Genomic DNA, 25,022 nt, shown 5'->3' with positions numbered 1-25,022 from the left:
TTGTTTACCCTCTATTTCATCGACGAATTTGAATTAAATCCGTAGCCTCCTTCTCACAAGCAAAGATGGCTGGAGGATCGCTTCAAGCGGCATCGCGAATGGTGCCGGCGATCTCGAACGGCAAACCGGAGGCGGACGAGTATGAACGTGCGTGAAGCGGTCCTTACTGTCGACGAGATGCAGACAGGCTTCCTCGAGCAGGGTCCCTCCCTGATCGAGCGAGCCGCCCGGACGGCCGCCGCTGCGGCGTCCGACGCAGACGGGGTCGATCGCGACGCGCGTTTCCCGCACAAGGCTTTCGAGGTCGCGCGTGAGCAGAAGCTGCTCGGCGTGATGATTCCGGTCGAATTCGGCGGATTCGGTGCCTCTATCTATGACGTCACCGACATCTGCTACACGCTCGGACGCGCCTGCGCTTCCACGGCGATGATCTACGCGATGCACCAGACCAAGGTCGCCTGCGTCATCCGGCACGGCCATGGGATTCCCTGGATGGAGACCATGATGCGCCGGGTCGCGCGTGACCAGTGGCTGCTCGCCTCCTCCACCACCGAGGGCCAGAATGGCGGCAACATCCGCGCCAGCGCCGCCGCGGTCGACCATGCCGGCGACACCGTCTCGCTGGTGCGCGACGCCACCGTGATTTCCTACGGCGCCGAGGCCGACGGCCTCGTCACCATCGCCCGCCGCGCCACCGATGCGGCTGCCTCCGACCAGGTCCTGCTGGCGCTCGCCAAGGACGACTATTCGCTGAAGCGGACGCTGGGCTGGGAAACGCTCGGCATGCGCGGCACATGCTCGACCGGGTTCGAGCTGAAGGTCGACTGCCCCGCAGACCGCGTCTTCCCGGAAGCCTATGACAAGATCCACGCCCAGACCATGACGCCGTTCGCGCATCTGTGCTGGTCGTCGGCCTGGGCCGGCATTGCCGCCGCCGCGGTGACCCGTGCGCAGGCGTTCATCCGCAAGGCGGCGCGCTCTTCCGGCGGCCAGATGCCACCGGCTGCGGCACATTTCACCGCCGCCAAGATGTCGCTGGCCAAGCTGCGCGCGCTGATTGCCGCCAATATCGATGCTTTCGCCCGCGCCGAGCATGACGAGCGCGCGCTGTCCTCGCTCGACTTCCAGTCCTCCATCACGCTGCTGAAAGTGCAAGCCTCCGAGCTCGCGGTCGAGACCGTGATGCATGCGATGCGCACCGCGGGCCTTTCCGGCTACCGCAACGACGGCGAGTTCACCATGGGCCGTCATCTGCGCGACGTGCTGTCGTCGCCGATCATGATCAACAACGACCGCATCCTGGCCAACGCCGCGACATCGACGCTGATGAGCGGGGTACCGACAAGCCTTCGCGATTGAATAGCCCTCGCGACTGAATCAACAAGAACAATTTTGAGATAGCAGGACATCGAACCATGAACGTTGCCGTCCTCCCCGACTCGCCCGCCACCGCCCCGCAGATGATCGATCCGCTCGATCATCTCGCCGACAAGCTGTTCCATCGCATGGGCGCCGACGGCGTCTACGCCCGAACCGCGCTCTACGAGGGCATCGTCGAGAAGCTCGCCGCACTGATCACCAGCCATCGCGAATCCGGCACCGAGGTGATGCGCTTCCCGCCGGTCATGAGCCGGGCCCAGCTGGAGAAATCGGGCTATCTGAAGAGCTTTCCCAACCTGCTCGGCTGCGTCTGCGGCCTGCACGGCACCGAACGCGAGATCAACGCCGCGGTGAGCCGCTTCGACGCCGGCGGCGACTGGACGACCTCGCTGTCCCCCGCCGATCTCGTGCTGTCACCGGCTGCCTGCTATCCGGTCTACCCGATCGCGGCGAGCCGCGGCCAATTGCCGAAGGGTGGCCTGCGCTTTGACGTCGCCGCGGATTGCTTCCGCCGCGAGCCGTCGAAGCATCTCGACCGGCTGCAATCGTTCCGCATGCGCGAATATGTCTGCATCGGCAGCCCCGAGGACGTTGCCGATTTTCGCGAGCGCTGGATGGTGCGTGCGCAGGCGATCGCCCGCGATCTCGGCCTCACCTTCCGCGTCGACTACGCCAGCGATCCTTTCTTCGGCCGGGTCGGCCAGATGAAGGCGGTGAGCCAGAAGCAGCAGCAGCTCAAGTTCGAGCTCCTGATTCCGCTGCGCTCGGAAGAGCAGCCGACCGCCTGCATGAGCTTCAACTATCACCGCGAGCATTTCGGCACGACCTGGGGAATTCAGGACGCCGATGGCGAGCCGGCCCACACCGGCTGCGTTGCCTTCGGCATGGACCGTCTGGCCGTCGCCATGTTCCACACCCACGGCACCGATCTTTCCGCCTGGCCCGCCAAGGTGCGGGACGTCCTGGGCCTGCAGCCGCATGTCGCGGCCGATGCCCACGGCGAAGGCTGGCGCTAACCCAACTCACGAGGCCGACCATTTCCACGGGCAAGACGAGTGTGATCCACACCAAGGTTCGATGCCGCGAAATCACCGAGTCCGACGTCGACAAGATCGCGGACTTGCTGACGCGCGGCTTCGTCGGCCGTTCGCGCGAATACTGGATTCAGGGCCTGCGCCGGCAGGCCTTCCGCCCCGTGCCGGAGGGCTATCCGCGCTTCGGCTACATGCTCGACGATGACGGCACACCGGTCGGTGTGCTGCTCTTGATCTACACGGCACGCAAGGACGGCGAAGAGACCGTCATCCGGTGCAACCTGTCGAGCTGGTATGTCGACCCGGCCTACCGCAACTACGCCCCGCTTTTGACCAAGATCGCCCAGCGGCACAAGGACGTCACCTATTTCAACATCAGCCCGGCGCCGTGGACCTGGCCGATCATCGAGACGCAGGGCTTTCGCGCCTATTGCTGCGGCATATTCTTCTCGATCCCTGCGCTGGCGCGGGTTTCGCGCTGGAGCGAGATCGAGGTGATCCCGCCGCATGCCAAGGAGATCAAGGGGCTTTCCGAAGCCGAGACCGAGCTCCTGACCCGGCACGCGCGCTACAATTGCCTCAGCCTCGTCTGCCGCACGCCGAAGGGAGCGTTTCCCTTCATCCTGCAACCGGTGCGCATCCGCCGCGGCTTCATCGCACCGCCCGCCATGAAGCTGATCTATTGCCGAAGTGCCGAGGAATATGTCGAATGCGCCGGCCGCATCGGCCGGCTGCTGCTGCGGCTCGGCAAGATCTCGGTGGCCGTCGATTCCAATGGCCCGATTCCCGGCCTCGTCGGCATCTATACCGAGCGGCGCGGCCGCAAATACTTCAGGGGCCCGCACCGGCCACAGCTCGGCGATCTCACCGATACTGAACTCGTGCTGTACGGACCTTAAGTAGAACCGCGGACTGCGCTCTAACTCCATCATCCTGAGGTGCTCGCCGCGCGCCGCGCGGTGAGCCGCGAAGGATGAACGGGCGGGATGCAGCCGGGCCGTCGTCCTCCGAGGCCTCCGCTGCGCTCCGGCACCTCAGGGATGACGGTGAAAGGTCGGTGCCTGGAGTTGGACCTCATCATGCAGATCGCGACACACAGATCTCTGCATCGCCAGTCACCCTCCGTAAACTACAGCACTTAAGGGAATTTTCCGCCCTCTTCGCTACCCTCGGTAGCTGAACTACGTTGCGTCAAGTCTGTTGCCCGCCGAGATCCCGCCGATTCCATGACGTCGACCCCCGAGAACGAGCTTGGTGCAAGCCGCGAGCAGGGCCCGGAGGCCCTGGTTGCGCTCAGCCAGCTCGCGCTCGACCATATGGAACAGGGTGTCTGCGTCTACGATGCCCACAACCGGATCGTGCTGGTCAATCAGCGCTACCTCTCCTTCTTCAACATGTCGTCCAAAGTCGTGCGGGTCGGGACGACCTACCGCGAGGTGCTCGCGCACAGCGCGAGGTGCGGCAACTTTCCGCAAGACCAGCTCGACGCGTTGTATTCGGCGCGGATCGCGAAGATCGCCGCGGGCAAGCCGTTCCGAACCGAGCAGCGGCTGGCAAGCGGCCTCGTGATGTCGCTCGAGCTGAAGCCGCTCCCCGGCGGCGGCTGGATGACGATCTGCGACGATGTCAGCCGCCTCGCCCGGCTCGAAGCGGAATTGCGCGTGCAGACCGAGCGGAGCCAGCATGCCCTCGCCAACATGTCTCACGGCCTCATTATGTACGACGTCGACAGCCGCGTCGTCGTCTGCAACGAACGGTTCCTGAAGCTCTACGACCTCGATCCCGAGATCGTGAAGCCGGGCGTCCCGCATTGTACGGTGATCGAGCACTGGATGTCGCGCGGCAACATGCCGGGCATGTCAGGCGACGAATTTCACGAGAGCCGACTGGACGATGTCCGCCGCAGGAAGGCGAAAACCCTGCTGGTGATGCGTTATGACGGACGGATGGTGCAGGCGGTCTCCCGCTTCCTCCCCGACGGCGGCTGGGTGACGCTGCACGAGGACGTCACGGAGCGGCTGCAATATGAGGAAACGCTGAGGCAGCAGAACTTCATGCTCGACGCGGCGCTGGAGAACATGGCGCACGGGCTCGCCTTCTACGACAGCGACATGCGCCTTCGGGTTTGCAACACCACCTACCGCAAGATCTACCGGCTGTCGCCGGAGGAGACCAGGCCCGGCACGCATCTCGCCGAGCTGATCGAGCGATCGATGGCGAATGGTGCGTTCTCCTCCGAACACAGTCCGCAGCAGCTCATCGAAGCCGCGCGCAAGATGATCGCGATTCGCGACTCCTCGCCGATGCGCCGGCGCATGTCGAATGGCACCGTGGTTTCGGTACGCTATTGTGCGCTCTCCGAGGGCGGCTTCGTCGCCACCTATGAGGACATCACGGAGCGTGAGCGTGCGATCGAGCAGCTGAGCGAGCAGTACCGCCGCTTCGACGCCGCGCTGAACAACATGAGCCAGGGCCTGTGCATGCTCGATTCGAGCCTGCGCGTGATCGTCTGCAATCGCCGCTATATCGAGATGTACGGACTGTCGCCGGAGATCGTGAAACCCGGCGTTTCGATGCGCGAGATCATGGAGCACAGTTGCGAGCTCGGCAACCATCCGGACACGACCGGCGCCAAGCTCTATGCCGACTACGTCGAGAGGTTGCGCGAGGGCGAGCACACGTTGCACCGGCACTTGAGCGACGGCCGCATCATCAAGCTCAATCACAAGCGGATGGAGCATGGCGGCTGGGTCGTCACCTACGAGGACGTCACCGAGCGCCACAAGGCCCAGGCCCGGGTCGCGCACATGGCGCGGCACGATTCGCTCACCGACCTGCCCAACCGCACTTTGTTCCGCGAGAAGATGAGCGAGGGACTGAACCAGGTCGCGACCGCCGGCGGCGCCATGGCCGTGCTTTGCTTCGACCTCGACAACTTCAAGACCGTCAACGACCGCCTCGGCCATGCCGCGGGCGATCGCCTGCTGCGCTGGGTCGCGGCGCGGCTGAAGGAGAATGTCGGCGAGCACGACACCGTCGCCCGCCTCGGCGGCGACGAGTTCGCCATACTTCAGCGCGGACCTCAGCCGCAATCGGCCGAACAGCTCGCCCGCCGCCTCGTCGAGATCATCGGCCACCCGCCGCCGCTGGAAAGCCAGTCGATCCATGTCGGCGTCTCCGTCGGCATCGCGATCGCACCCGACCACGGCCTGGATGCCGATGAGCTGATGAAATGCGCCGACCTCGCGCTGTACCAGGCCAAGGCCAGGGGGCGCGGAGCCCATCAGCTGTTCGAGCCCGAGATGGAGGAAGCGGCGCGCAGCCGCCACGCGCTGGAGCAGGATCTGGGCGGCGCGCTGGAAGGACGCGAATTCCACCTGGTGTTCCAGCCGCAGATGCGGCTCGATCCCTCCGAGCTCACCGGCTTCGAGGCGCTGCTCCGCTGGAATCATCCCTCGCGCGGCTTGGTCTCTCCTGCCGAGTTCATTCCGATTGCGGAGGAGAACGGGCTGATCGTTCCGATCGGCGAATGGGTGCTGCGCACGGCCTGCGCATCCGCGGCATCCTGGCCCGATGTCACCGTCGCGGTGAACCTGTCGCCAGTGCAATTCCGCGCGCGCGGGCTGGTGGCGATGGTCACGAGCGCACTTGCGGAAGCCGGCCTGCCCCCGCAACGGCTCGAACTCGAGGTCACCGAGACGGCGCTGCTGGACGACAGCGAGGCGACGATCGAGATCCTGCACCAGCTTCGCGCGCTCGGGGTACGCGTCAGCCTCGACGATTTCGGCGTCGGCTATTCATCGCTCAGCTATCTGCGCAAGTTTCCGTTCGACCGTATCAAGATCGACCGCTCCTTCGTCGGCACGCTCGGCGAAAGCCCGGAGAGCGTTGCCATCGTCCGCACCATCGCAAGCCTCGGTTCCGTGCTCGGCGTCGAGACCACGGCTGAGGGCGTGGAGACCGAAGAGCAGCTCGATTTTGTCCGCGAATGCGGCTGCACCGCGGTCCAAGGCTACTATTTCGGCAAGCCGTGTCTCGCATCGGAGGTCGGCCGCACCATCGAAAGGCTGAACATGGTCCGGCGCGTGGCCTGACGGCTTCGGGCCCTCAAATTCCGCCTCTCGGCACGCGACCAAACGACGAATTGTCGCACGCGCCACCTCCGCCGCAATTGTTGCCCGACAGCCGCATCCAGGCTGCGCAATGCGCTTTTCTTCTCCCTCGATTTCGGAAACAATCACCTCACAAGAACGGGAGGCGGCGGTCCAAAGAGGCCGCTGCGAGGGAGGCGCTTCGATGTCGGGATACGGGCTGAAGACGATCGCATTTGCCGCGGTGCACGCTGTCTTGGGAGCAATGCTCTCGACTGCCGTCAACGCGCAGGACTATCCCAGCAAGCCGATCACGCTGATCGTGCCATGGCCGGCCGGCGGCTCGACCGATATCTCGATGCGGGCGATCGCCGAGAGCGCCTCGAAGGTCCTGGGGCAGCCGATCGTGATCGACAACAAGGCTGGCGGCGGCGGCACGGTCGGACCGGCGACGATGGCTGCGGCGGCGAAACCGGACGGCTACACCATCTCGCAGATCCCGATCACGGTGTTCCGCCTTCCGCTGATGCAGGAGGTGTCGTGGGATCCGGCGAAGGATTTCAGCTACATCGTCCATCTCACCGGCTACACTTTCGGCGTCACCACCAGCGCCGAGTCGCAGTTCAAGAGCTGGAAGGACGTGGTGGAGTTCGCCAAGGCGAACCCGGGCAAGGTGACCTACGCAACGCCGGGCGCCGGCACTTCGCTCCATATCGGCATGGAGCAGATCGCGGGGATGGCCGGTATCAAGCTGACGCAGGTGCCGTTCAAGGGAGGTGCAGAGACCAACGCCGCCGTGCTCGGTCAGCACACCATGCTTCAGGCTGATTCCACGGGTTGGCGGCCGCTGGTCGACGCCGGCAAGCTGCGGCTGCTGATGGTGTGGACCGGCGCCCGCTCGCCGAATTACCCTGACGTGCCGACGCTGAAGGAGCTGGGCTATCCCATGGTCTACGACTCCCCGTTCGGCATTGCCGGGCCAAAGGGGATGGATCCCAAGATCGTCGCCAAGCTGCATGATGCCTTCAAGAAGGCGCTCGAGGACCCGGCGGTGATCGCGACGCTCGCCAAATTCGACATGGTGCCGAACTACAAGAACACCGACGACTACAAGAAATTCGTCGTCGAGGTCACGGAATCCGAGCGCAAGGTGATCGACACGCTCGGGCTGGCGAAGAAGTGAAGAAGTAGGGTCGTGTCGCCAATCATGCTGGCGTCATCCTGAGGTGCGAGCCGCGCTTGCGGCTCGCCTCGAAGGATGGATCGGGACGCCGTCGCCCTTCGAGGGCCGCTGAAGAAGCGGCCACCTCGGGGTGACGGAGGTCGAGAGGTGTCTCATATGAACAACCCAACCAACGTCAGGCTCCGCCTCGCGAATTCCGAACTCTGGGGCGGATTGATCGGGCTTGCGCTTGGCGGCTTCGTGATCTGGTCGGGCCTGAAGCTCAGGCTCGGCACCATCAACGATCCCGGCTCCGGTTACGTGCTTTTCTATACAGGCATCCTGATGTGCGTGTTCGCAGGCGCCATCATCGTCTCGGCGGTCACCGAGGGCGGTCCGACGCTGGCCTCGCGCTGGGAGAATGTGCGCTGGAGCAAGCCGCTTCTCATCATCGCCTGCCTCACCGCATTCTCCTTCGCGCTGGAGCCGCTGGGATTCCTGTTGTCGTCGATCCCGCTGATGCTGTTGCTGTTGCGGCTGATCGATCCCGTGCGCTGGACGCTCGCGATACCGATCGCGGTGCTGGTGCCGTCAGGCATGTGGTGGGTGCTCAAGCGGCTGCTGTTGATCCAGTTGCCCTCAGGTCTGTTCGGGATCGGCTGACGCCATGGATACGCTTGCCAATGTCGCGCACGGGTTCGGCGTCGCGCTGCTGCCGATCAACCTGCTCTACTGCTTCATCGGCGTCTTCATCGGCACGCTGGTCGGCGTATTGCCGGGCATCGGGCCGATCTCGGCGATGTCGCTGCTGTTGCCGGTGACGCTGTCGGGCACGCCGGAATCCGGCATCATCATGATGGCCGGCATCTATTACGGCTCGATGTATGGCGGCTCGACCACCTCGATCCTGGTCAACATCCCCGGCGAAGCCGCCTCCGTCGTCACCTGCATCGACGGCCACCAGATGGCGAAACAGGGCCGCGCCGGGCCCGCGCTCGGCATCGCCGCTTTCGGCTCCTTTGCCGCCGGCACATTTGCGCTGATCGCCTTGATGCTGGTGGCGCCGAAGCTCGCCAGTGTCGCGATCGCGTTCGGCCCGGCCGAGTATTTCAGCCTGATGGTGCTCGGCCTCGTCGTGCTCACCTTCCTCACCCAGGGATCGATGCCGAAGGCGCTGCTGATGGCGTGCATCGGTGTCGTGCTCGGGCTGGTCGGGCTCGATAGCATCACCGCGCAGCCGCGGCTGACATTCGGCCGTATGGAGCTGATCGACGGCATCGGCCTCGTGCCGGTCGTGATGGGCCTGTTCGGCATTGCCGAGGTTCTGCTCAACACCGAGCAGGTCATCAAGCGGGACATCATCAACACCAGGATCACCCATCTCCTGCCCAGCAAAGAAGACTTGAAGGCGAGCGCAGGCCCGGTCGGCCGCGGCACCATCCTCGGCTTCTTTCTCGGCATCCTGCCGGGTGGCGGGGCGGTGGTGGCGTCCTTCGCCTCCTATGCGCTGGAGAAGCGGCTGTCGAAGACGCCCGAGCGTTTCGGCCATGGTGCGATCGAAGGCGTCGCAGGACCGGAATCGGCGAACAATGCCGCCGCGGGCGGGGCCTTCATTCCGCTGATGACGCTCGGCATCCCGCCGAATGTCGTGATGGCGCTGCTGTTAGGGGCCTTCGTCATTCACGGCCTGCAGCCGGGACCGCTGCTGATCACGCAAAACCCCGGGCTGTTCTGGGGCATCGTCGCCAGCATGTATATCGGCAACGTCATGCTGCTGATCCTGAACCTGCCGATGATCGGCATGTGGGTGCAGCTGCTCAAGCTGCCCTACAACATCCTATTCCCGCTGATCATCCTGTTCACGATCCTGGGCGTCTATTGCTCGAGCAACAACGTGTTCGACGTCTACGTGATGATCGCGTTCGGGATCATCGGCTATTTCATGCGCAAGCTCGGCTATGAGCCCGCGCCACTGGTGCTCGCCTTCGTGCTGGGGCCGATGATGGAGAACAATCTGCGGAAGTCGCTGATCCTGTCGCAGGGCGATCTCTGGACATTCGTGCAGCGGCCGATCTCGGCAGTGTGTCTCGTGTTTGCCCTGGTGCTGCTGATCGCGCCGCTATTGCCGTCACTGCGCAAGAAGCGCGAGCTGGTGGCGCTGGACGAGGGGGCGTGAGAATCTCGGGCAAAGCGACTTGTCCGCCGTAGCTCGAAGAGCGAAGGCGGAAGCGTGCCCACGATCTGTATCCATCACGGAGGTAGGGTGGGCACGGCGCAAGTGCGCCTTTGCCACCCTACGGCATCTCAGCTTGCCGCAGGCAGCGCGCCGTCCGTTAAAGCGCCCCACGGCCGCTCGGCCGATGCCAAGCCGATCAGGCGGCCCTGGATATAGTCGCAGCCCCACTCGCGCAGCATGTTTGCTGCCTCTTCATCCTGCACCCATTCCGCCACCGTCTTGATGTCGAGGCGGCGGGCAAGATCGATCAGGGTCTGCACGAAGGCGCGGTCGTCCGCGGAATGGGTGATGTTCTGCACGAATGCGCCGTCGATCTTCACGATATCCACGCCGAGCTTGCGCAGGTTTCGGAACGAGGTGTAGCCGGCACCGAAATCGTCGATGGCGATGCGGCTGCCGAAATTCTTCAGGCGCGTGACGAAGCCGCGGACGTCGTCGAGGTCCTGGATCGCCACCGTCTCCGTGATCTCGACGATCAGCCGCTCGGCCACACCGGGATGGGCCAGCATCAGCGACTCGATCCCCGCCCACCAGTCCGGATCCATGGTCGTGTCCGGCGAGATGTTGAGGCTGAGGCAGATGTCGGGCGCAGCGGCGAGCTCGGCGACCACGAGCTCGAGCACGCGGTGATCGACGAGGCGGATCAGGCCGAGCCGTTCGGCGACCGGCACGATGTCGGGCGCGAGCAGCACCTGGCCATCGCCCTGGTCCATCCGCACCAGGCATTCGTGGAAGGCGCGTTCGCGCGAGCTGGCCGAGACCACCGGCTCATAGGCAAGCCTGATACGGCGCTCGTTCAGCGCGGTGACGATCTCGTCGGTGACGCGGATGTTGACCCGGCGCTGGGCGTCGCGCGCGGCATCCGGACGCCATGCCGCGAACGAGCCGGCGCGGCGGCGCTTGGCGGCATCCAGCGTCTCATGGGCGCGGTTGACCGCCTCGTCCGTGTTGCGGGCGTAGCGCGGCAGGCTGACCGCGCCGATCGAGGCGGTGATCGAGACCGGGCCGGATTTGGTTGGCACCACCTCGTCGCGGATCCCCGTGAGGAAGCGCTCGGCGGCGACGTTCATGTCATCGACGGTACAGTTCTTCAGGATCAGGCCGAACTTGTTGCCGGAGAAGCGTCCGAGCACGTCGCCGCCCCGCAGGCGCGAGCGAATGCGCTTGGCGACATCGAGGATCACGGCGTCGGCAACGTCGAAGCCGAAGGCGTCGTTGACGCGGGCGAGATGGTCGATGCCGACCAGCATGAAGGCCGCGCTCGAACGGAAGCGGGTCGTCTCCTCGATCGCCTCGGCCAGCGCCGCCAGCAGATGGGAGCGGTTGAGCTCGCCGGTCAGGGGATCGAGCCGGGCCAGCTTGGCCAATTCCTCGTCGCGGGCATGACGTTCATTGTTGATGCGAACGGAGCCGATCGCGCGCGTGGGGCGGCCATCGGGGCCCGCGAACCAGCGGCCGGTCTCCTCGACCCAGATCACGGGATCGGCGGCGCTCATGCGGACGCCGTACTCGACCCGGTAAGGGGTGCCGTCGGCGCCGTGCACGGCCGAGGTCTGCGCCAGGGCCGCGGTCCGCAGCGTTTGCGCGGGCTCGATCAGCTTGGCGAACTCGGCCCCGGTCGCGAGCCGCTCGGCGGGGATATCGGGAAAGATGCTGCCGACCTGCTCGCCCCAGACGATGACATCGCTGGCGATGTCCCAGGCGAACACGGCTTGGCCGAGCGCGGCCAGGATGTCGGAGGCTTGCGGCAATGCGGGGGTCAAAATCGCCTCGTTCTGGGACAGTGGAGAAGTCCTGCGCCGGCACAGGATAGAGCCAGATTCGCCCCCAACCCTAGGCAAAGTTGATAAACAATTTGGAAACCACGTTTCCCCGGCGCGGGGAACCAAACCGGCCCGGCCGGCATAGGCCTTGCGAGTACAGGACTCGCACCGGCGCCTGCGTCCCGAAACGCGACAATCTCGCCGGATCAACGGTGATTGCGATGTTGAGTACCGATCGGTCAGACGTAGCGAACAACGGCGCAGGCACGGCCCTGGTGCCGCTGTTGCCGACGTTGCAGTGGGTTCACAAGGCGCCGCTGCCGCGTCCCGATCCGAGCTTCGTCACCCAGCTCATCGCCAGTGCCGAATTTCTGCCCCAGACCAGCCGGCTCCGCCGCGCCTCTTCCGAAGATGCGCGAACGGCCTATGGCAGCAAGCGACCACTGGGAAGCGTCACCGCGCGAACGCGGCAGGTGGCGTAAGCCCCAGCTTATTGGATAATTGTTGCCTCACGCTCGCAGCACGCTGCCGCTTGCGGAAGGGTCGGCGCGCCCAAGAGCGCCCTTGGTCAGCGTGGCGGCGCCTCGGGGGACGACGGCGTGCCGTTGCCCGGCTGAAGATGCGGCGAGGGAATTTCCGGCGAGGGTGAGCCCTGCACCGGCTTTGGCGCAGGATGATCCATCAGCACCGATTCGGCGACGGATTGCGCCGAGGGTGCGGGCGGCACCGCCGGCGCCGGCTGCGGCGCAATCACCGGCTCGAACCTGGAGGCGGCGTCCGCATCATCCGCCGGCACTTCGCCCTTGCGCTTGGCCCTGCGTGGCGCCGGCACCGTCGTCTCGGCAACATAGGTGACGCGCCGACGCGTGCGCTGGGCAATGCCGGCGAAGAAGTCGGCCATCGCCATCAAGACCAGCAGGAAAAAGGTGGAGTTGCCGAATTTGGGCCACATCACGAATTCGGCTGCGGCCGCTCCGAAGACGATCAGCGACAGCAAATGATCCATCAGGAATTTCGCGCCTGGCCGCGCGCCCTTGACCACTTCGAGCAGCAGGAGCACCACGCCGAGCGCGAGCAGGAGATCGGCGAGCGTGACCGGCCAGCTCTCGCCCGTGATCATCGGCACATTGAACAGCACGTCCGAGAAGGACACGCCGGGCATCAGGAAGACGATGATGTTGTAGACCGCGAGCGGAATCAGAAGCAGCGGGAAACCGACCATCGGCGAAATGCCTTCTCGATCAAGATATCCGGACAGAACAATGCAGCGGCGAAGCATTTGCTCCGCCGCCGTCACCGTCTAGCTCATGGGTTGGCCGAAATCAGGCAGAGCCAATCGTCCCGCCTGAGGAAAGGTCCTGCCTTCAGGACTCTTTCTTCTTCAGGACCTGACGGCCCTTGTACATGCCGGTCTTGAGGTCGAGATGGTGCGGACGACGGAGCTCGCCGGAGTCCTTGTCTTCCACATAGGTCGGCTTCTTGATGGCGTCAGCCGAGCGGCGCATGCCACGGCGCGACGGCGAGGTTTTTCTTCTCGGAACGGCCATTTCAATATCCTCTAGGGATTGGTGTCATCAGGGCATCGTCCGCGAAGGACGGCTCAGCACCCGCAATACGAGGCGAGCTGAATGCCGATCAAGGCCGGGCTTATAGAGGAAGGCCGGCCGTAAAGCTAGGCTCTTGGGGCGGAAAATGCGCCCGGAACGGGCCCGAAATCAGCGATTTTCACGCCAGCAGGTCGCAAGTGAGCTCGCCTGCCCCCGCGCCATATAGGTGGCTGCCAGCCTCCGGACACCCGGTCCCGGGGTTCGGGCGCTGCGCTTCACCGGATTCGGCAGGATCGAGGCCAGAAGCGCCGCCTCCCGGGCGGTGAGGTTCTCGGCCGATTTGCCGAAGGCATAGGCGCTGGCCGCCTCCACCCCAAACTGCCCCTGCGGGCCGAGCTCGGCGATATTGAGGTAAATTTCGAGAATCCGGGGCTTGGGCAGCACGAGGTCGATCCATAGCGCCAACGGGAATTCCAGCGCCTTGCGGACGAAATCGCGCCCCTGCCAGAGAAACAGGTTTTTCGCCACCTGCTGGGTGATGGTGGAGGCGCCGCGGAAGGGGGTGCCATCCTCCTTCGCATCGTCGATCGCCTCGCGCAGCGCGCCCCAATCGATGCCGTGATGCCTGCAGAAATGGGCATCCTCGGCCGCCACCACCGCGCGCGGGAGATGGGGCGACATATCAGACAGATCGATCCACTCCCGGTGCATCGGCGCGCCCGTGAGCGAGCGCCATGCCATCAGCGTCGAAACCGGATGGCCGGTGCGGTAGAACGGCGCGATCACATAGGGCGCGAGAGCCGCGATCAGGAGCACCAGGAGAAGGATCTTGACGATGCGCAAATCGACCTTTCCGGCGCAAACTGAACCGCGGCCGCGGGCTGAGCCATTAAGTCTGTGATAATTCGGGCCTTTTCCAGCACTTTTTAGGCCTTCCAAACGATTGACTGAGGCGGGCTCATAAAGGATTGTCCCGCCGAATTTTAGTTCTGGAGCCCTTCTTGATGACCGGCACGTCCCCGTCCGATTTCGCCAAACGTCTGGACAAGACCGCTGATGACACCGAGGCCCTGCTCGGACGCCTGCTGTCGGACGACATCCTGCACGACGAAATCGCCCGGCCCAAGCGACTGATGGACGCAATGCGCTATTCGAGCCTGAATGGCGGCAAGCGCCTCCGGCCGTTCCTGGTGGTGGAGAGCGCCGCCGTGTTCGGCGTGCCGCGCGAGGCGGCCCTGCTCGCCGGCGCGGCGCTCGAATGCATCCACTGCTATTCGCTGATCCATGACGATCTGCCGGCGATGGACAATTCGGACCTGCGCCGCGGCCGTCCCACCCTGCACAAGAAGACCGACGACGCCACCGCGATCCTCGCCGGCGACGGCCTTCTGACGCTCGCCTTCGACATCATCACCCGCGACGAGATCCATCGCGACGCCAATGTGCGGCTGCTGCTGACGCGCGCGCTGGCGCGCTGTGCCGGCATCGGCGGCATGGTCGGCGGCCAGATCCTCGACCTCGCCGGCGAAGGCCGTTTTGGCGGCAACGAGCCGATCGATGTCGCTCGGATCCAGCAGATGAAGACCGGCGCGCTGCTGCGTTACGGCTGCATCGCCGGCGCAATCCTCGGCCAGGCCTCGGATAAGGAATACCAGGCGCTCGACGATTACGGGCGCGCGCTCGGCGAAGCCTTCCAGATCGCCGACGATCTGCTCGATGTCGAAGGCGATGCGGCCGCGCTCGGCAAGCCCGCTGGCGCCGATGCCGCGCTTGGCAAGACCACCTTCGTTACCCAGCTCGGCATCGACGGCGCCAAGCAGCGCGTACGCGATTTGCTCGCGCGGGCCGACAGCGCGGTCTCAATCTTCGGCGACCGCGCCGCCGTGCTGCAAGCCGCCGCGCGCTTCGTCGCCGAGCGGAAGAACTGAAGCGCGTCGATGGCGGCCGGCGGCAAAGAGGATCCCGCCCTCGTCCGCTTCCGCCAGATGTCGCGGCCGGTGCGGCTGATCTATGCGCGGCCGCGAACCTTCATCGCACTCGCGGCCGGCGTCCTCGTCTGCCTGCTGCTGCCTGGGACCTACCGGCTGGTGACACGGCTCCTGCTCGGCTGGGACGCGCTGATCGCGGTCTATCTCGTGCTGGTCTATGTGATGATGCTGTGCAACGACCATCAGCACATCCGCCGTGCCGCCGCGATGCAGGACGATGGCCGCTTCGTGATCCTGCTGGTGACGGCGATCGGCGCCTTCGCCAGCATCGCTGCGATCGTCTCCGAGCTCGGCACGCCGCATCGGGGAGTGCTGGAGCTCACGATCGCGATCACCACCATCGTGCTGTCATGGGCCGCCGTGCACACGACCTTCGCGCTGCATTACGCGCATGATTATTATCGAAACGTCAAGCCGGGCGGCCTTCAGTTTCCGAGCGGCGGCAACGAAGACCACGTCGACTATTGGGACTTCGTCTATTTCTCATTCGTGATCGGCATGACCGCGCAGGTCTCCGACGTCGGCATTACCGACAGGACGATCCGCCGCACGGCCACGGCGCACGGGATCATATCGTTCATCTACAACACGGCCTTGCTGGCGCTGACGGTCAACATCGCAGCGAGCGCGATCTCGGCTTAGCCGTCGTCCCAGGCTTCGCCGGGACGATCCAGAGCGCACGATCAGTAACATACCTCTGTATTGGCGTCGTTGCCGGGGCCGCCACCGCCGCGATATTCGAGGCGGCAACCGCGATGGACCGGACGACAGCCGGCGCTGTTGCAGAGGATCTGCCCGCCACCAGCGGCGCGGCCTGCACCAGCGATGCCCGCAGCGGCACCGTAGCCGCCCGCAGCCGCGCCGCCGGACTGACGACGCTGCCGTGCGGGACGCTCGTCGCCGTCGTCGCGCTTCGCGGTCGCAGGCTTGGCCGGCTTGGCGGCACGCTGCTTCTCGCATTCATTATCACTATTGACCGCGTAACCCTCGCGGCAGACGATCCTGGTGCATTTGTCGCCATCGGCCTTGAAGCCGTTCTCGCACACCAGCGGACAAACGCGCGACGGCTTGGCCTTGACCGTATCGAGCGCGTCGGTGCTTGCAACCTTCACGTCGAGCTTGGTGCCGGCATAGCGGTTGAACTGCGACAGCGATCGCTGCGAGGACGTATTCCAGTTGCCGTCCGCCTGCCCGGAGAAACACCCGACGCGGCCGAGCTCGGTCTGCACCGAGCGGCTGAGATCGGCCGGCGTGGTCGCCGGGGTCAGCGAGGCGACGTTGGTGCCGGCGGGGCTCGCCGTGCTGGCCGGCGCGGTGCTGGGCGCCGAGGCGGCCAGATTGACGCGCTGCTGCTCGGCGGCGGCCGCCTGCTGCTGCGCCTGCTCCTTGGCCTTCTGCGCGGCGAGCTGTGCCTGCTCGGCGGCCTTCGCATCGGCCGCTGCCCTTGCCTGCGCATCCTTCTGCGCGCCGAGCGCAGCAAGACGATCGCGCTCGGCCTCGGCCTGCTTCGCTTTCTCGATGGCCGCCGCGTGAGCCCGCTCGGCGCCGATTTTATCCAGCTGGAGCTTGGCAAGGCTCGCATAGAAACCGTCGGGATGCTGGGCAAGAAAGGCTTCCCACGCCGGCCTGTTGCCGACCTGGAGCGCGAGCTCGTAGTCGCGGCGGATATCCGCTTGCGGGTTGGTCGCAGCCGCTGGCGCGGCCGCCACCCTGACCGGCACCAGCGGCATGTCCTCGCCGCCGAGCGACCCGTAGACGAACGGCTCCTGCTTGTTGCCCGTCGACTTGAGCACTTCGTCACGCACGAAGCCGAAGGCCCGGCGGACGTCGAGGCCCGGCGTCGTCAGATGCTTCGACAGCGCGACCGTGAACGGGCTGTTGGCGCCGTCGCCGTCCTGCGCGGTGAAGCCGGCCTTGGCCGAATAGGCGATCAGCGTGTTGGGGCTGGTCGGCTCGACCTGAGCGAGACCACGGCCGATGCCGCGCGAGGCAACGGTGCGCTTCATCCTCTTGCCGAACGGATTGTCGCGGCAGGCATCCAGGATCACCAGGCGAAGCTGCTTTGCAGGCTCCACAGCAACCAGGACACGGTCGAGCGAGAGCGCCTCGTCGTAGACATCGGTGTCGCGCTCGAGCTTGGCGTCGACAGGGATCAGATAGTTGGAGCCTTCGACCTCGATGCCGTGACCGGCATAGTAGACCACGGCGATATCGGCATCACGGGTCGCATCCGCGAAGTCGCGCAGCACCCGCCGCGTGTCCAGCGCCGGCAGGTCGTGCCGGGACTCGACGACGTCGAAGCCGGCCTCCTTCAGCGTCTTCGCCATCACCGCCCCGTCATTGACGGGATTGGCGAGCGAGGGCGCGTGCTGATAGGCCGAATTGGCGATCACCAGCGCGACACGCTTGCCGGCAAAGGCGGGCCCGGCGCCGAGCAGCACTGCGAGGGCTAGGACGAGGGCCAGGAGAAGCGGACAAAGTCTGAGCACATTGCGCATGACACGACTTCCGATGATTCCGGGCCGTCGGGCCCTTTGGGACCGCTTTAGCAGCATCCATCGCCGGCGCTTGTGATGGAGGTCACGAAGGGGACGCCCACGACAGCCTGAAAGACCCTTTTGTTTGTCGCGCCAACGAGGGCGCGGTTCGCCGACACGTACGGCTGGACCGGGTTCCCTCAGACAACCCCGATGTGCCCTCGATATTGCGGCAGATTGTCCGTAATTTCGTGCCAGGGGGCCTTCGAGCCCACAAAAATATGGGCGCTCGGCCGGATCGAGGGGGTATCGAGCAGGGTTCCCATGGCGACGTGGACCCATTGTCCTTCGCGCACCCGGGAATAGAGCAGCGAGCCGCAGCAGGCGCAATGCGCATCATGGGTGGTATCGTCGCCGACAATCATCCGCTGGTTCTCTCCATGGACGATGCGGAGCCTGTCTTGCGGGATGCCGGCGAAGGGCTTGAACGCTGCGCCCGTGGTGCGACGGCAGTTCGAGCAGTGGCAGTTCATCGCATAAGAGAACGCATCCCACACTTCAAAGCGCACAGCGCGGCAATAGCATTCGCCGGTGAGGATGCGAGCGTTCGAATTCTCTGATCCGACCATTCCAGCGTCCTTGCGCAATTTACGAGAGACACCCATAGCGCATTTTGATGCGTACGACTAAGTTCGCCCGAAGCCATCATGCAAAGGAATGACTCATGAGCCAGGACCGGTCGAGCGTCGAAGCCGTCGTGCAATCCTATTTTGACGGACTTTATGAGGGCGACGCTGAAAAGCTCGGCGCCATCTTCCACCCCTCCGCCGATCTGCGCTGGGTCGAGAAGGGCGAGCTTCAGGTTCTGACCGTGCCCGACTGGCTCGATCGCGTGCGCAAGCGCGCCTCGGCCAAAGCCGAAGGCAAGCCGCGCGAAGATTTCATCGTCACGATCGACCGTTCGGACGACAAGACCGCCTTCATCAAGGTGCGCTGCCAGCTGCCGCCGCGCTACTTCACCGATTATCTGGTCGCGATGAAGCTCGCCGACGGCTGGCAGATCGTGTCGAAATCGTACAGGTACGACCTGAGGGAGTGAGGGGCAAAGCCTTCGGCCCCGAATTGGGAGGCGCTCTCTTCTCATCACTGCGAGCCCAACTCTCGCCACACGTCATTGCGAGAGCCTTGCGACGAAGCAATCCAGAATCCCTCTGCAGAGAGACGCTGGATTGCTTCGCTGCGCTCGCAATGACGCCGTGGGTGAAGTAACGGCCACATCTTCCTGCCACTTGCCAGAAAATCCTCCCATGCCTCTCGACCGTCGCTCCCTACTCGCCTCACTCTGCTGGATGGCCGCCACTCCCGTGCTGGCAGCGGATGCGCCGCCGGAATTCGCGGCCTATGAACGCGAGAGCGGCGGGCGGATCGGGGTCCATGCGGAGAACCTGGCCACCGGCGCAAAGCTCGCCTGGCGCGCCGACGATCGGTTCGTCATGTGCTCGACATTCAAGGCCTCGCTGGCGGCCTGCGTGCTGGCGCGGGTCGATCGCGGCGAGGAGCAGCTTGCGGCCATGATCCCTTACGGCCAGGCCGATCTCTTGGAGTACGCACCGGTGGCGAGGCAAAATCTCGCGGCCAGCGCGATGTCGGTCGGCGAGATGTGCAAGGCCATCGTGGAGCTCAGCGACAACACCTGCGCCAATCTGCTGCTGGCGCGGATCGGCGGCCCCGCCGCGCTGACTGCATTCTGGCGGTCGCTCGGCGATACCACCTCGCGGCTCGATCACAACGAGCCCGAGCTCAACCGCTCACGGCCCGGCGATTCCCGGGACACCACGACGCCGGCCGCGATGGCCGGGAATCTGCGTCGGCTTGTCTTGGGCGAAGCATTGTCGCCGGCCTCGCGCGTGCAGCTCACCGAGTGGATGGTGAACTGTAGGACCGGTGCGAACCGGCTGCGCGGCGGCCTGCCCGCAGACTGGAAGATCGGCGACAAGACCGGCTACAACGGCAAGGACGCAGCGGGCGACATCGCGGTGGCCTGGCCGAAGCCAGACACGCCGATCCTGATCACGGCCTACGTCCAGGGCGGCACGCCGACCGCGGCGCAGATCGCGTCCGTGTTCGCGCAAACTGGGCGGATGGTGGCCGAGCGGCTGGCGTGAGCCGCGCGCATTGACGTTGCGGCCGCTTCCGGGTCAAGACAAACCGTCATGGAAGCGAAATTTCAGACTTTTCTCATCCTGCTCGCCGTGCTGGCAGGCACCGCACTTGCTGCGCGCCGCTTCAACATCGCGCCTGCCATTCTCCTGATGCTCGCCGGCGTCGGCCTCGCCTTCGTGCCGGGCATGCCGTCGGTGGAACTGCCGCCGGAGCTGGTGCTGCTGCTCGTGCTGCCGCCGCTGATCTACTCGGCAAGCGTCGCGATGAGCTGGCGCGAGTTCAGGAAAAATCTGCGCCCGATCGTGCTGCTCGCGGTCGGCGCCGTGATCTTCACGGCGGCCATGGTGGCAACCGCCACGCATTATCTGATCGGCCTTCCCTGGACGATCGCCTTCCTGCTCGGAGCCATCGTCGCGCCGCCCGACGTGGTGGCGCCGCTCGCGATCGCGCGCCGGCTCAACATGCCGCGCCGGCTCCTGGTCATCCTCGAGGGTGAGGGGCTGGCCAATGACGCCACCGCGCTGATCCTCTACCGCTTTGCCCTTGCCGCGATCATGGTCGGACATTTCTCGCTGCCGCTCGCGGCCGGCGAGTTCCTCCTCATCGTCGCCAGCGAGATCGCCTTCGGCATCGGCGTCGGCTGGCTCTCCCTTCGCTTCCGCAAATGGTCCGGCGATCCGCAGGTCGAGCTGACGCTGTCGCTGATCACACCCTACGTCTCCTACTGGTTGCCCGAACATGTCGGCGGCTCCGGCGTGATCGCGACCGTCGCCTGCGGCCTCTATGTGAGCTGGAACGGCCCGTTGCTGATCTCGTCGGCCACGCGCCTGCAAGGCATCTTCTTCTGGGATCTGGTGATCTACCTGATCGAGGGCATGCTGTTCCTGCTCACCGGCTTCCAGATGCGCGCGCTCTACGAGAAGTCGAAGTCCTTCCCGCTCGACGACATTCTCATCGCGACAGCCGTGGTCCTGGTCATCGTCGTGATCGCGCGCTTCGCCTGGCTCTATCCAGCGACCTATCTGCCGCGGATGCTCAGCAAGTCGCTGCGCGCGCGCGACCCGTCGCCGCCATGGCAATGGCCGTTCGTGCTCGCCTTCACTGGCGTGCGCGGCGCGGTATCGCTGGCGGCGGCGCTGGCGCTGCCGTTCACGCTGCCTGATGGCGGAGCCTTTCCGTATCGCGACCTGATCCTGTTCGTCGCCTTCGGCGTCATCTTCGTCACGCTCATCGGCGTCGGCCTGACGCTGCCGCCAATCGTGCGCTGGCTCGGCGTCGCGGAAGCCGGCCGCCACGAGCACGCCGCCGAGCACGAGGCCGAGATCGCCGCCCGCCGCCAGGCGCTCGATGCCGCGCTGGCATCGCTGGACGCCCTGACCGCGCAGAAGGACGTGTCCGAAGAGGTGATGCGGCTGCTGCGCGCACGACACGATATCCGCCTCAACCAGCTCCCGGATTCGCTCGACCCCAACCACCACGACGTCTCCGCCGCCGGAACCGCGCTGACCCGCGAGCTGATCGCCGCCGAGCGCAAATTCATCCACGACCTCCTGCGCGACGGCCAGATCACCGACGAGACGCGGCGGCGGATCGAGCGTGATCTGGATCTGGAGGAAGCAAGTCTGGCAAACCGGGAGTATCGGGGAACGCCGCTGTAGCTTCTCGTCTTCATTGTTGAACGGGCAGGTTAAATCCGCCTGTCGCAAAACTCCCTCATGGCGGCCGCGACGGCTCCCGCGACGGCCTCCTGCCGCTCCGCCGAGTTCATCTCCATTTCCTCGTCGCGATTGACGATCGAGCCGGCCTCGAGCAGCACGGCGGCGCTCCGCGTCCGCGACAGCACGACGAGCCCGTCATAGCGATAGACGCCGACATCCTTGTCGAGCAGCTGACGCCGGTAGCGGCCCATCACGGGCAAGGTGTACTGGCTGGCATAGCGCAGCCCCTGCTCCTTCAACTGCCTGCCGATCATCCGCGCCAGCATCAGGCTGGTGGCGAAGCGCGGATTCTGCTGCGACACGAAAAGCGAGTGCCCCGAAAAGCGATCACTGAAATGACTCTTCGCGCCGTCGAACTCCCAGATCTCGAGCAGCTTGTCAGGCACCGAATCATGATGGATCGACAGGAACAGATCGGCCCGGCCTTCGTTCGCGGCGCCGACGCGCTTCAACAGGCTCGGCCGTGCCTTGCCGTCCGTGACGAGCAGGCGGGCTTCGGCAAAGCCTTCAGACCTGAGCTTCGCCGTGATCAGCCTGGCGAGTCGGAAGTTGAAGCCGAACTCCGGATCGTTGCGCGCGCTCAACGCGCCGTAGGAGTCCGGCGTGTGCCCGACATCCACGACGATCCGGAACTTGGGCATCTCGCATCTGGCCGGTGACAGCTGCTTGCCGTTGGGTCCTCCCGTCTTTCGCGCGGCAACGGCCTCGCTGCTGCCAAGAGTTGCGAGCGACGACAGCAGGATCGAGGCGACCAGCCCGACAATGACGCTCCGCGACCGACCCAAGCGCTACTCCGCTGCTGCGATCCCGTGACGGCCGACGAAGCCGGCAACGTCACCGAACCATTCGAGCATCGCGGCCGGCAAGTCCTTGGCTTTGCTGGTGACGCAGGCGCCGGCGCGCACCGCATAGCGGTCCCGGCTATCGCCCTCGACGAGCTTGCCGATATCGACGCCGGAGATTTCCGCGGCGATGATCGGGGTGAGCTTTTCGACCGCAATGGCTTCGTCAGGCGCGCCATCGTCCGCCGTATGGCGATAGCGCGGCCCCTGCTTGCCGGCGAGCGAACTCATGGCGGTTCTCCCGATCGTTGTCGATTGGGAGCATGGTAGCGCGCGGCGATGGATGTGCAATCTGCACTGCAAACACAACCGGTCGTTCCGGCGAAGGCCGGGACGACAGCGGAGCATGGGGTGCTAGCGGAGTGAAATCACTCCGCCGCAGGCGCCGGCACCTTGGTGCCCTGGCCGTAACGCTGGTCGATGTAGTCGATCACCAGCGCCTTGAAGTCAGCTGAGATGGTCGGACCGCGCAGCGTGCGGAACTTCTTGCCGTCGACGAAAACCGGCGCGGCCGGCGCTTCGCCCGTGCCCGGCAGCGAGATGCCGATATTGGCATGCTTGGATTCGCCGGGGCCGTTGACGATGCAGCCCATCACCGCGACGTTGAGCTCTTCCACGCCGGGATATTTCGTCTTCCAGTTCGGCATCTCGTCGCGGATGAAATCCTGGATCGATCGTGCCAGCTCCTGGAACGTGGTCGAGGTGGTGCGGCCGCAGCCCGGGCAGGCCGCAACCAGCGGCACGAAGGTGCGGAAGCCCATGGTCTGCAAGAGCTCCTGGCCGACCTGCACCTCGCGGGTACGGTCGCCGCCGGGCTCGGGCGTGAGCGAGATGCGGATGGTGTCGCCGATGCCCTGCTGCAGCAGAATGCCGAGCGCGGCCGAGGACGCCACGATGCCCTTCGAGCCCATGCCAGCCTCGGTCAGGCCGAGATGGATGGCGTAGTCGGAGCGCCTGGCGAGATCCTGGTAGACCGCGATCAGATCCTGCACGGCCGAGACCTTGGCGGAGAGAATGATGCGGTCCTTGGGCATGCCGAGCTCTTCGGCGCGCGCGGCCGAGAGCAGTGCCGATTGCACCATGGCCTCGCGTGTCACAGCCCGCACGTCGCGCGGATTGGCGGACGCGGCGTTCTCGTCCATCAGCTTGGTCAGAAGCTCCTGATCGAGCGAGCCCCAATTGGCACCGATGCGGACCGGCTTGTTGTTCTTGTTCGCGATCTCGATGATGTCGGCGAACTGGGTGTCGCGCTTGTCCTTGAAGCCGACATTACCGGGATTGATGCGGTACTTGGCCAGTGCCTCTGCGCAGGCCGGATAGGCCGCGAGCAGCTTGTGACCGATATAGTGGAAGTCGCCGATCAAGGGCGTGGTGATGCCGCGCTTGGCGAGGCCGTCGCGGATGTGCGGAACGGCGGCTGCGGCCTCCTCGCGGTCCACGGTGATGCGGACCATTTCGGAGCCGGCGCGCGCGAGCGCTGCGACCTGGGCGATGGTGCCGTCGATGTCGGCGGTGTCGGTGTTGGTCATCGACTGCACGACGATCGGCGCACCGCCACCAACGGCGACATTGCCAACCTTGACCTGGGTGGTCCGGTGCCGGGGCGCCGGACCCGCGACGTCGGAATCGAGGGGATTTTCGAGCTTGTTCATGAGGTCCAAATATCAGGTTTTGGTGACGTTCAGCAATGCATCGCGCGGCGCCGCGGCCGCTTGGCTCGGACGGTTAACCAGAAAAAGCCCAGCAATTACAAGGACCGCGGCGGCCCCGAATGTCAGGCTCAGGGTGTCGTGCATGATGAAATAGCTACCGACCACGCCAAACAAAGGGGTGATGAAGGTAAAAGCCGACAATTTGCTGGCCGAATAGGCCTTCACCAGCGCGAACCAGAGCGTGAACGTGGTTCCCACCACCCAGATCGCCTGGAAGGCCATCAGACCGATCGATAGCGGCGTCGGCGTGTGCGTGATTGATTCGCCGAACAGCCAGGCCGCGCTCCCCAGGATCGGGATCGATGTGGCGACCTGATAGCCCAAGGCCTTCTCGGGCGCGGCGAAGCGCAGCCGGGTTCCCTTGGCGACCAGGGTGGTCGCCGCCCACAACCCGGCGCCGCCGACGATCATGAGGTCGCCGAGCAGAACTTGCGAATCGACATTGGGCTGCGGGACGCCGATCGCGAGGGCAACGCCGGCAAAGCTGATGGCCAGTCCCAGCCATTGCAAGCCGCCAAGCCGCTCGCCAAGGACTTGATAAGAGCCGAGCGCCACGAAGAACGGTGCCGTGTAGAGGAACACCACCGCACGCGAAGCCGAGGTGAAGCGCAAGCCCTGGAAGATCAGCACGAATTCGATGCCGAACATCAGCCCGGCGATCAGGCCGGGCTTCCAGGTGCCGTCACGCTCGAAGAAATTGACGCCACGAAAGGTGCCGATGATGAACAGCACCGGCAGCGCGCCCATCGAGCGGATCGTGGCCTGGAGCATCGGCGGAATGTCCGGCAGCACCAGCTTCACCGCGATCTGGTTGAATCCCCAGGTCAGGCACAGCATGAGCATCAGGGCGATGGCGCCGGCACTGAGGGGGCGCGCGGCGGAAGGAACGATTTGAGCTGAGGACATCTC

General features: G+C 65.2%; 24 protein-coding genes. 14 read left to right on the top strand and 10 right to left on the bottom strand.

From position 1 onward, the window contains the following. The first annotated feature begins 141 nt into the window (after positions 1–141). The 7 genes from AX729_RS03920 (at position 142) to AX729_RS03890 (ending at position 9,843) form a co-directional block, all read left to right on the top strand. Positions 142–1,359: an acyl-CoA dehydrogenase family protein gene (locus AX729_RS03920; protein WP_061020596.1), complete on the top strand. Its 1,218-nt coding sequence runs from the start codon at positions 142–144 to the stop codon at positions 1,357–1,359. Positions 1,360–1,415: 56 nt separating this feature from the next. Next, entirely contained in the window at positions 1,416–2,396 is a 981-nt protein-coding gene (locus tag AX729_RS03915) for an amino acid--[acyl-carrier-protein] ligase (protein WP_061020595.1), read from the top strand. Positions 2,397–2,437: 41 nt separating this feature from the next. After that, positions 2,438–3,313, top strand: a complete 876-nt coding sequence (locus tag AX729_RS03910) for a GNAT family N-acetyltransferase (protein WP_061020594.1) — start codon at positions 2,438–2,440, stop codon at positions 3,311–3,313. Positions 3,314–3,640: 327 nt separating this feature from the next. Next, positions 3,641–6,508 carry a PAS-domain containing protein gene (locus AX729_RS03905; RefSeq protein ID WP_061020593.1) on the top strand — a complete coding sequence of 956 codons (2,868 nt, stop codon included), beginning with the start codon at positions 3,641–3,643 and terminating at the stop codon, positions 6,506–6,508. A 202-nt stretch (positions 6,509–6,710) separates the two neighbouring features. Next, on the top strand, positions 6,711–7,688 hold the full coding sequence (locus tag AX729_RS03900; RefSeq protein ID WP_061020592.1) for a tripartite tricarboxylate transporter substrate binding protein: 978 nt from the start codon (positions 6,711–6,713) through the stop codon (positions 7,686–7,688). Between the two features lie 156 nt (positions 7,689–7,844). Beyond that, a complete protein-coding gene (locus tag AX729_RS03895; RefSeq protein ID WP_061020591.1) occupies positions 7,845–8,330 on the top strand; it encodes a tripartite tricarboxylate transporter TctB family protein in 486 nt (161 codons plus the stop codon). Between the two features lie 4 nt (positions 8,331–8,334). Then, positions 8,335–9,843, top strand: coding sequence for a tripartite tricarboxylate transporter permease (locus tag AX729_RS03890; protein WP_061020590.1), 1,509 nt, complete (start codon positions 8,335–8,337; stop codon positions 9,841–9,843). 128 nt (positions 9,844–9,971) lie between these two features. Here AX729_RS03890 and AX729_RS03885 read toward each other — a convergent pair whose 3' ends face one another. After that, a complete protein-coding gene (locus AX729_RS03885) occupies positions 9,972–11,666 on the bottom strand; it encodes a bifunctional diguanylate cyclase/phosphodiesterase (RefSeq protein ID WP_061020589.1) in 1,695 nt (564 codons plus the stop codon). A 221-nt stretch (positions 11,667–11,887) separates the two neighbouring features. Here AX729_RS03885 and AX729_RS03880 point away from each other — a divergent pair, with 221 nt between their 5' ends. Then, entirely contained in the window at positions 11,888–12,148 is a 261-nt protein-coding gene (locus tag AX729_RS03880; RefSeq protein ID WP_061020588.1) for a hypothetical protein, read from the top strand. 86 nt (positions 12,149–12,234) lie between these two features. Here the strand turns inward: AX729_RS03880 and AX729_RS03875 are convergent, their stop codons facing one another. From AX729_RS03875 to mtgA, 3 genes are all read right to left on the bottom strand, one after another. Then, entirely contained in the window at positions 12,235–12,888 is a 654-nt protein-coding gene (locus AX729_RS03875; protein WP_061020587.1) for a hypothetical protein, read from the bottom strand. A 142-nt stretch (positions 12,889–13,030) separates the two neighbouring features. Next, on the bottom strand, positions 13,031–13,213 hold the full coding sequence (gene rpmF, locus AX729_RS03870; RefSeq protein ID WP_007598106.1) for a 50S ribosomal protein L32: 183 nt from the start codon (positions 13,211–13,213) through the stop codon (positions 13,031–13,033). 168 nt (positions 13,214–13,381) lie between these two features. Beyond that, positions 13,382–14,056, bottom strand: a complete 675-nt coding sequence (gene mtgA, locus AX729_RS03865; RefSeq protein ID WP_061020586.1) for a monofunctional biosynthetic peptidoglycan transglycosylase — start codon at positions 14,054–14,056, stop codon at positions 13,382–13,384. Between the two features lie 161 nt (positions 14,057–14,217). Between mtgA and AX729_RS03860 the strand changes: the two genes are divergently transcribed. Further along, positions 14,218–15,141 carry a polyprenyl synthetase family protein gene (locus AX729_RS03860; protein ID WP_061020585.1) on the top strand — a complete coding sequence of 308 codons (924 nt, stop codon included), beginning with the start codon at positions 14,218–14,220 and terminating at the stop codon, positions 15,139–15,141. A 9-nt stretch (positions 15,142–15,150) separates the two neighbouring features. Continuing rightward, entirely contained in the window at positions 15,151–15,843 is a 693-nt protein-coding gene (locus AX729_RS03855; RefSeq protein ID WP_061020584.1) for a DUF1345 domain-containing protein, read from the top strand. 41 nt (positions 15,844–15,884) lie between these two features. Here the strand turns inward: AX729_RS03855 and AX729_RS03850 are convergent, their stop codons facing one another. Both AX729_RS03850 and AX729_RS03845 read right to left on the bottom strand, forming a co-directional pair. Continuing rightward, entirely contained in the window at positions 15,885–17,699 is a 1,815-nt protein-coding gene (locus AX729_RS03850; RefSeq protein ID WP_061020583.1) for a caspase family protein, read from the bottom strand. A 179-nt stretch (positions 17,700–17,878) separates the two neighbouring features. Next, a complete protein-coding gene (locus AX729_RS03845) occupies positions 17,879–18,307 on the bottom strand; it encodes a GFA family protein (RefSeq protein ID WP_061020582.1) in 429 nt (142 codons plus the stop codon). A gap of 95 nt (positions 18,308–18,402) precedes the next feature. On the opposite strand from AX729_RS03845, the gene AX729_RS03840 reads away from it, so the two are divergent. From AX729_RS03840 to AX729_RS03830, 3 genes are all read left to right on the top strand, one after another. Further along, positions 18,403–18,777 (top strand): nuclear transport factor 2 family protein, encoded by a 375-nt coding sequence (locus AX729_RS03840; protein ID WP_061020581.1) that lies wholly within the window; start codon positions 18,403–18,405, stop codon positions 18,775–18,777. A gap of 208 nt (positions 18,778–18,985) precedes the next feature. After that, positions 18,986–19,843 (top strand): class A beta-lactamase, encoded by an 858-nt coding sequence (gene bla / locus AX729_RS03835; RefSeq protein ID WP_061020580.1) that lies wholly within the window; start codon positions 18,986–18,988, stop codon positions 19,841–19,843. A gap of 48 nt (positions 19,844–19,891) precedes the next feature. Then, the gene (locus AX729_RS03830) at positions 19,892–21,499 is read left to right on the top strand and encodes a Na+/H+ antiporter (protein ID WP_061020579.1); all 1,608 of its coding nucleotides are present in this window, start codon (positions 19,892–19,894) and stop codon (positions 21,497–21,499) included. A 29-nt stretch (positions 21,500–21,528) separates the two neighbouring features. Here AX729_RS03830 and AX729_RS03825 read toward each other — a convergent pair whose 3' ends face one another. The 4 genes from AX729_RS03825 to AX729_RS03810 all read right to left on the bottom strand — a co-directional run bounded on the left by AX729_RS03825 (position 21,529) and on the right by AX729_RS03810 (position 24,914). Then, entirely contained in the window at positions 21,529–22,200 is a 672-nt protein-coding gene (locus tag AX729_RS03825; protein WP_156456703.1) for an N-acetylmuramoyl-L-alanine amidase, read from the bottom strand. A gap of 147 nt (positions 22,201–22,347) precedes the next feature. Beyond that, on the bottom strand, positions 22,348–22,632 hold the full coding sequence (locus AX729_RS41005) for a hypothetical protein (protein WP_061020577.1): 285 nt from the start codon (positions 22,630–22,632) through the stop codon (positions 22,348–22,350). Between the two features lie 137 nt (positions 22,633–22,769). Continuing rightward, a complete protein-coding gene (gene ispG / locus AX729_RS03815) occupies positions 22,770–24,053 on the bottom strand; it encodes a flavodoxin-dependent (E)-4-hydroxy-3-methylbut-2-enyl-diphosphate synthase (protein WP_061020576.1) in 1,284 nt (427 codons plus the stop codon). 12 nt (positions 24,054–24,065) lie between these two features. Then, positions 24,066–24,914, bottom strand: coding sequence for a DMT family transporter (locus AX729_RS03810; protein ID WP_245325056.1), 849 nt, complete (start codon positions 24,912–24,914; stop codon positions 24,066–24,068). Here AX729_RS03810 and AX729_RS41000 point away from each other — a divergent pair. After that, positions 24,835–25,008: a hypothetical protein gene (locus AX729_RS41000; RefSeq protein ID WP_245325057.1), complete on the top strand. Its 174-nt coding sequence runs from the start codon at positions 24,835–24,837 to the stop codon at positions 25,006–25,008. The genes AX729_RS03810 and AX729_RS41000 overlap by 80 nt on opposite strands. Positions 25,009–25,022: the final 14 nt, after the last annotated feature.

The sequence above is a fragment of the Bradyrhizobium sp. CCH5-F6 genome, from assembly GCF_001556045.1.
Lineage (GTDB): Bacteria > Pseudomonadota > Alphaproteobacteria > Rhizobiales > Xanthobacteraceae > Bradyrhizobium.
This window is presented reverse-complemented; position numbering and strand designations above follow the sequence as displayed.

Coding starts and splice junctions, on each gene's coding strand:
- AX729_RS03920 (WP_061020596.1), top strand. CDS start 142: ATGAACGTGCGTGAAGCGGTCCTTACTGTCGACGAGATGCAGACAGGC.
- AX729_RS03915 (WP_061020595.1), top strand. CDS start 1,416: ATGAACGTTGCCGTCCTCCCCGACTCGCCCGCCACCGCCCCGCAGATG.
- AX729_RS03905 (WP_061020593.1), top strand. CDS start 3,641: ATGACGTCGACCCCCGAGAACGAGCTTGGTGCAAGCCGCGAGCAGGGC.
- AX729_RS03900 (WP_061020592.1), top strand. CDS start 6,711: ATGTCGGGATACGGGCTGAAGACGATCGCATTTGCCGCGGTGCACGCT.
- AX729_RS03895 (WP_061020591.1), top strand. CDS start 7,845: ATGAACAACCCAACCAACGTCAGGCTCCGCCTCGCGAATTCCGAACTC.
- AX729_RS03890 (WP_061020590.1), top strand. CDS start 8,335: ATGGATACGCTTGCCAATGTCGCGCACGGGTTCGGCGTCGCGCTGCTG.
- AX729_RS03880 (WP_061020588.1), top strand. CDS start 11,888: ATGTTGAGTACCGATCGGTCAGACGTAGCGAACAACGGCGCAGGCACG.
- AX729_RS03875 (WP_061020587.1), bottom strand. CDS start 12,888: ATGGTCGGTTTCCCGCTGCTTCTGATTCCGCTCGCGGTCTACAACATC.
- rpmF (WP_007598106.1), bottom strand. CDS start 13,213: ATGGCCGTTCCGAGAAGAAAAACCTCGCCGTCGCGCCGTGGCATGCGC.
- AX729_RS03860 (WP_061020585.1), top strand. CDS start 14,218: ATGACCGGCACGTCCCCGTCCGATTTCGCCAAACGTCTGGACAAGACC.
- AX729_RS03855 (WP_061020584.1), top strand. CDS start 15,151: ATGGCGGCCGGCGGCAAAGAGGATCCCGCCCTCGTCCGCTTCCGCCAG.
- AX729_RS03850 (WP_061020583.1), bottom strand. CDS start 17,699: ATGCGCAATGTGCTCAGACTTTGTCCGCTTCTCCTGGCCCTCGTCCTA.
- AX729_RS03845 (WP_061020582.1), bottom strand. CDS start 18,307: ATGGTCGGATCAGAGAATTCGAACGCTCGCATCCTCACCGGCGAATGC.
- AX729_RS03840 (WP_061020581.1), top strand. CDS start 18,403: ATGAGCCAGGACCGGTCGAGCGTCGAAGCCGTCGTGCAATCCTATTTT.
- bla (WP_061020580.1), top strand. CDS start 18,986: ATGCCTCTCGACCGTCGCTCCCTACTCGCCTCACTCTGCTGGATGGCC.
- AX729_RS03830 (WP_061020579.1), top strand. CDS start 19,892: ATGGAAGCGAAATTTCAGACTTTTCTCATCCTGCTCGCCGTGCTGGCA.
- AX729_RS03825 (WP_156456703.1), bottom strand. CDS start 22,200: ATGCCCAAGTTCCGGATCGTCGTGGATGTCGGGCACACGCCGGACTCC.
- AX729_RS41005 (WP_061020577.1), bottom strand. CDS start 22,632: ATGAGTTCGCTCGCCGGCAAGCAGGGGCCGCGCTATCGCCATACGGCG.
- ispG (WP_061020576.1), bottom strand. CDS start 24,053: ATGAACAAGCTCGAAAATCCCCTCGATTCCGACGTCGCGGGTCCGGCG.
- AX729_RS41000 (WP_245325057.1), top strand. CDS start 24,835: ATGAACAGCACCGGCAGCGCGCCCATCGAGCGGATCGTGGCCTGGAGC.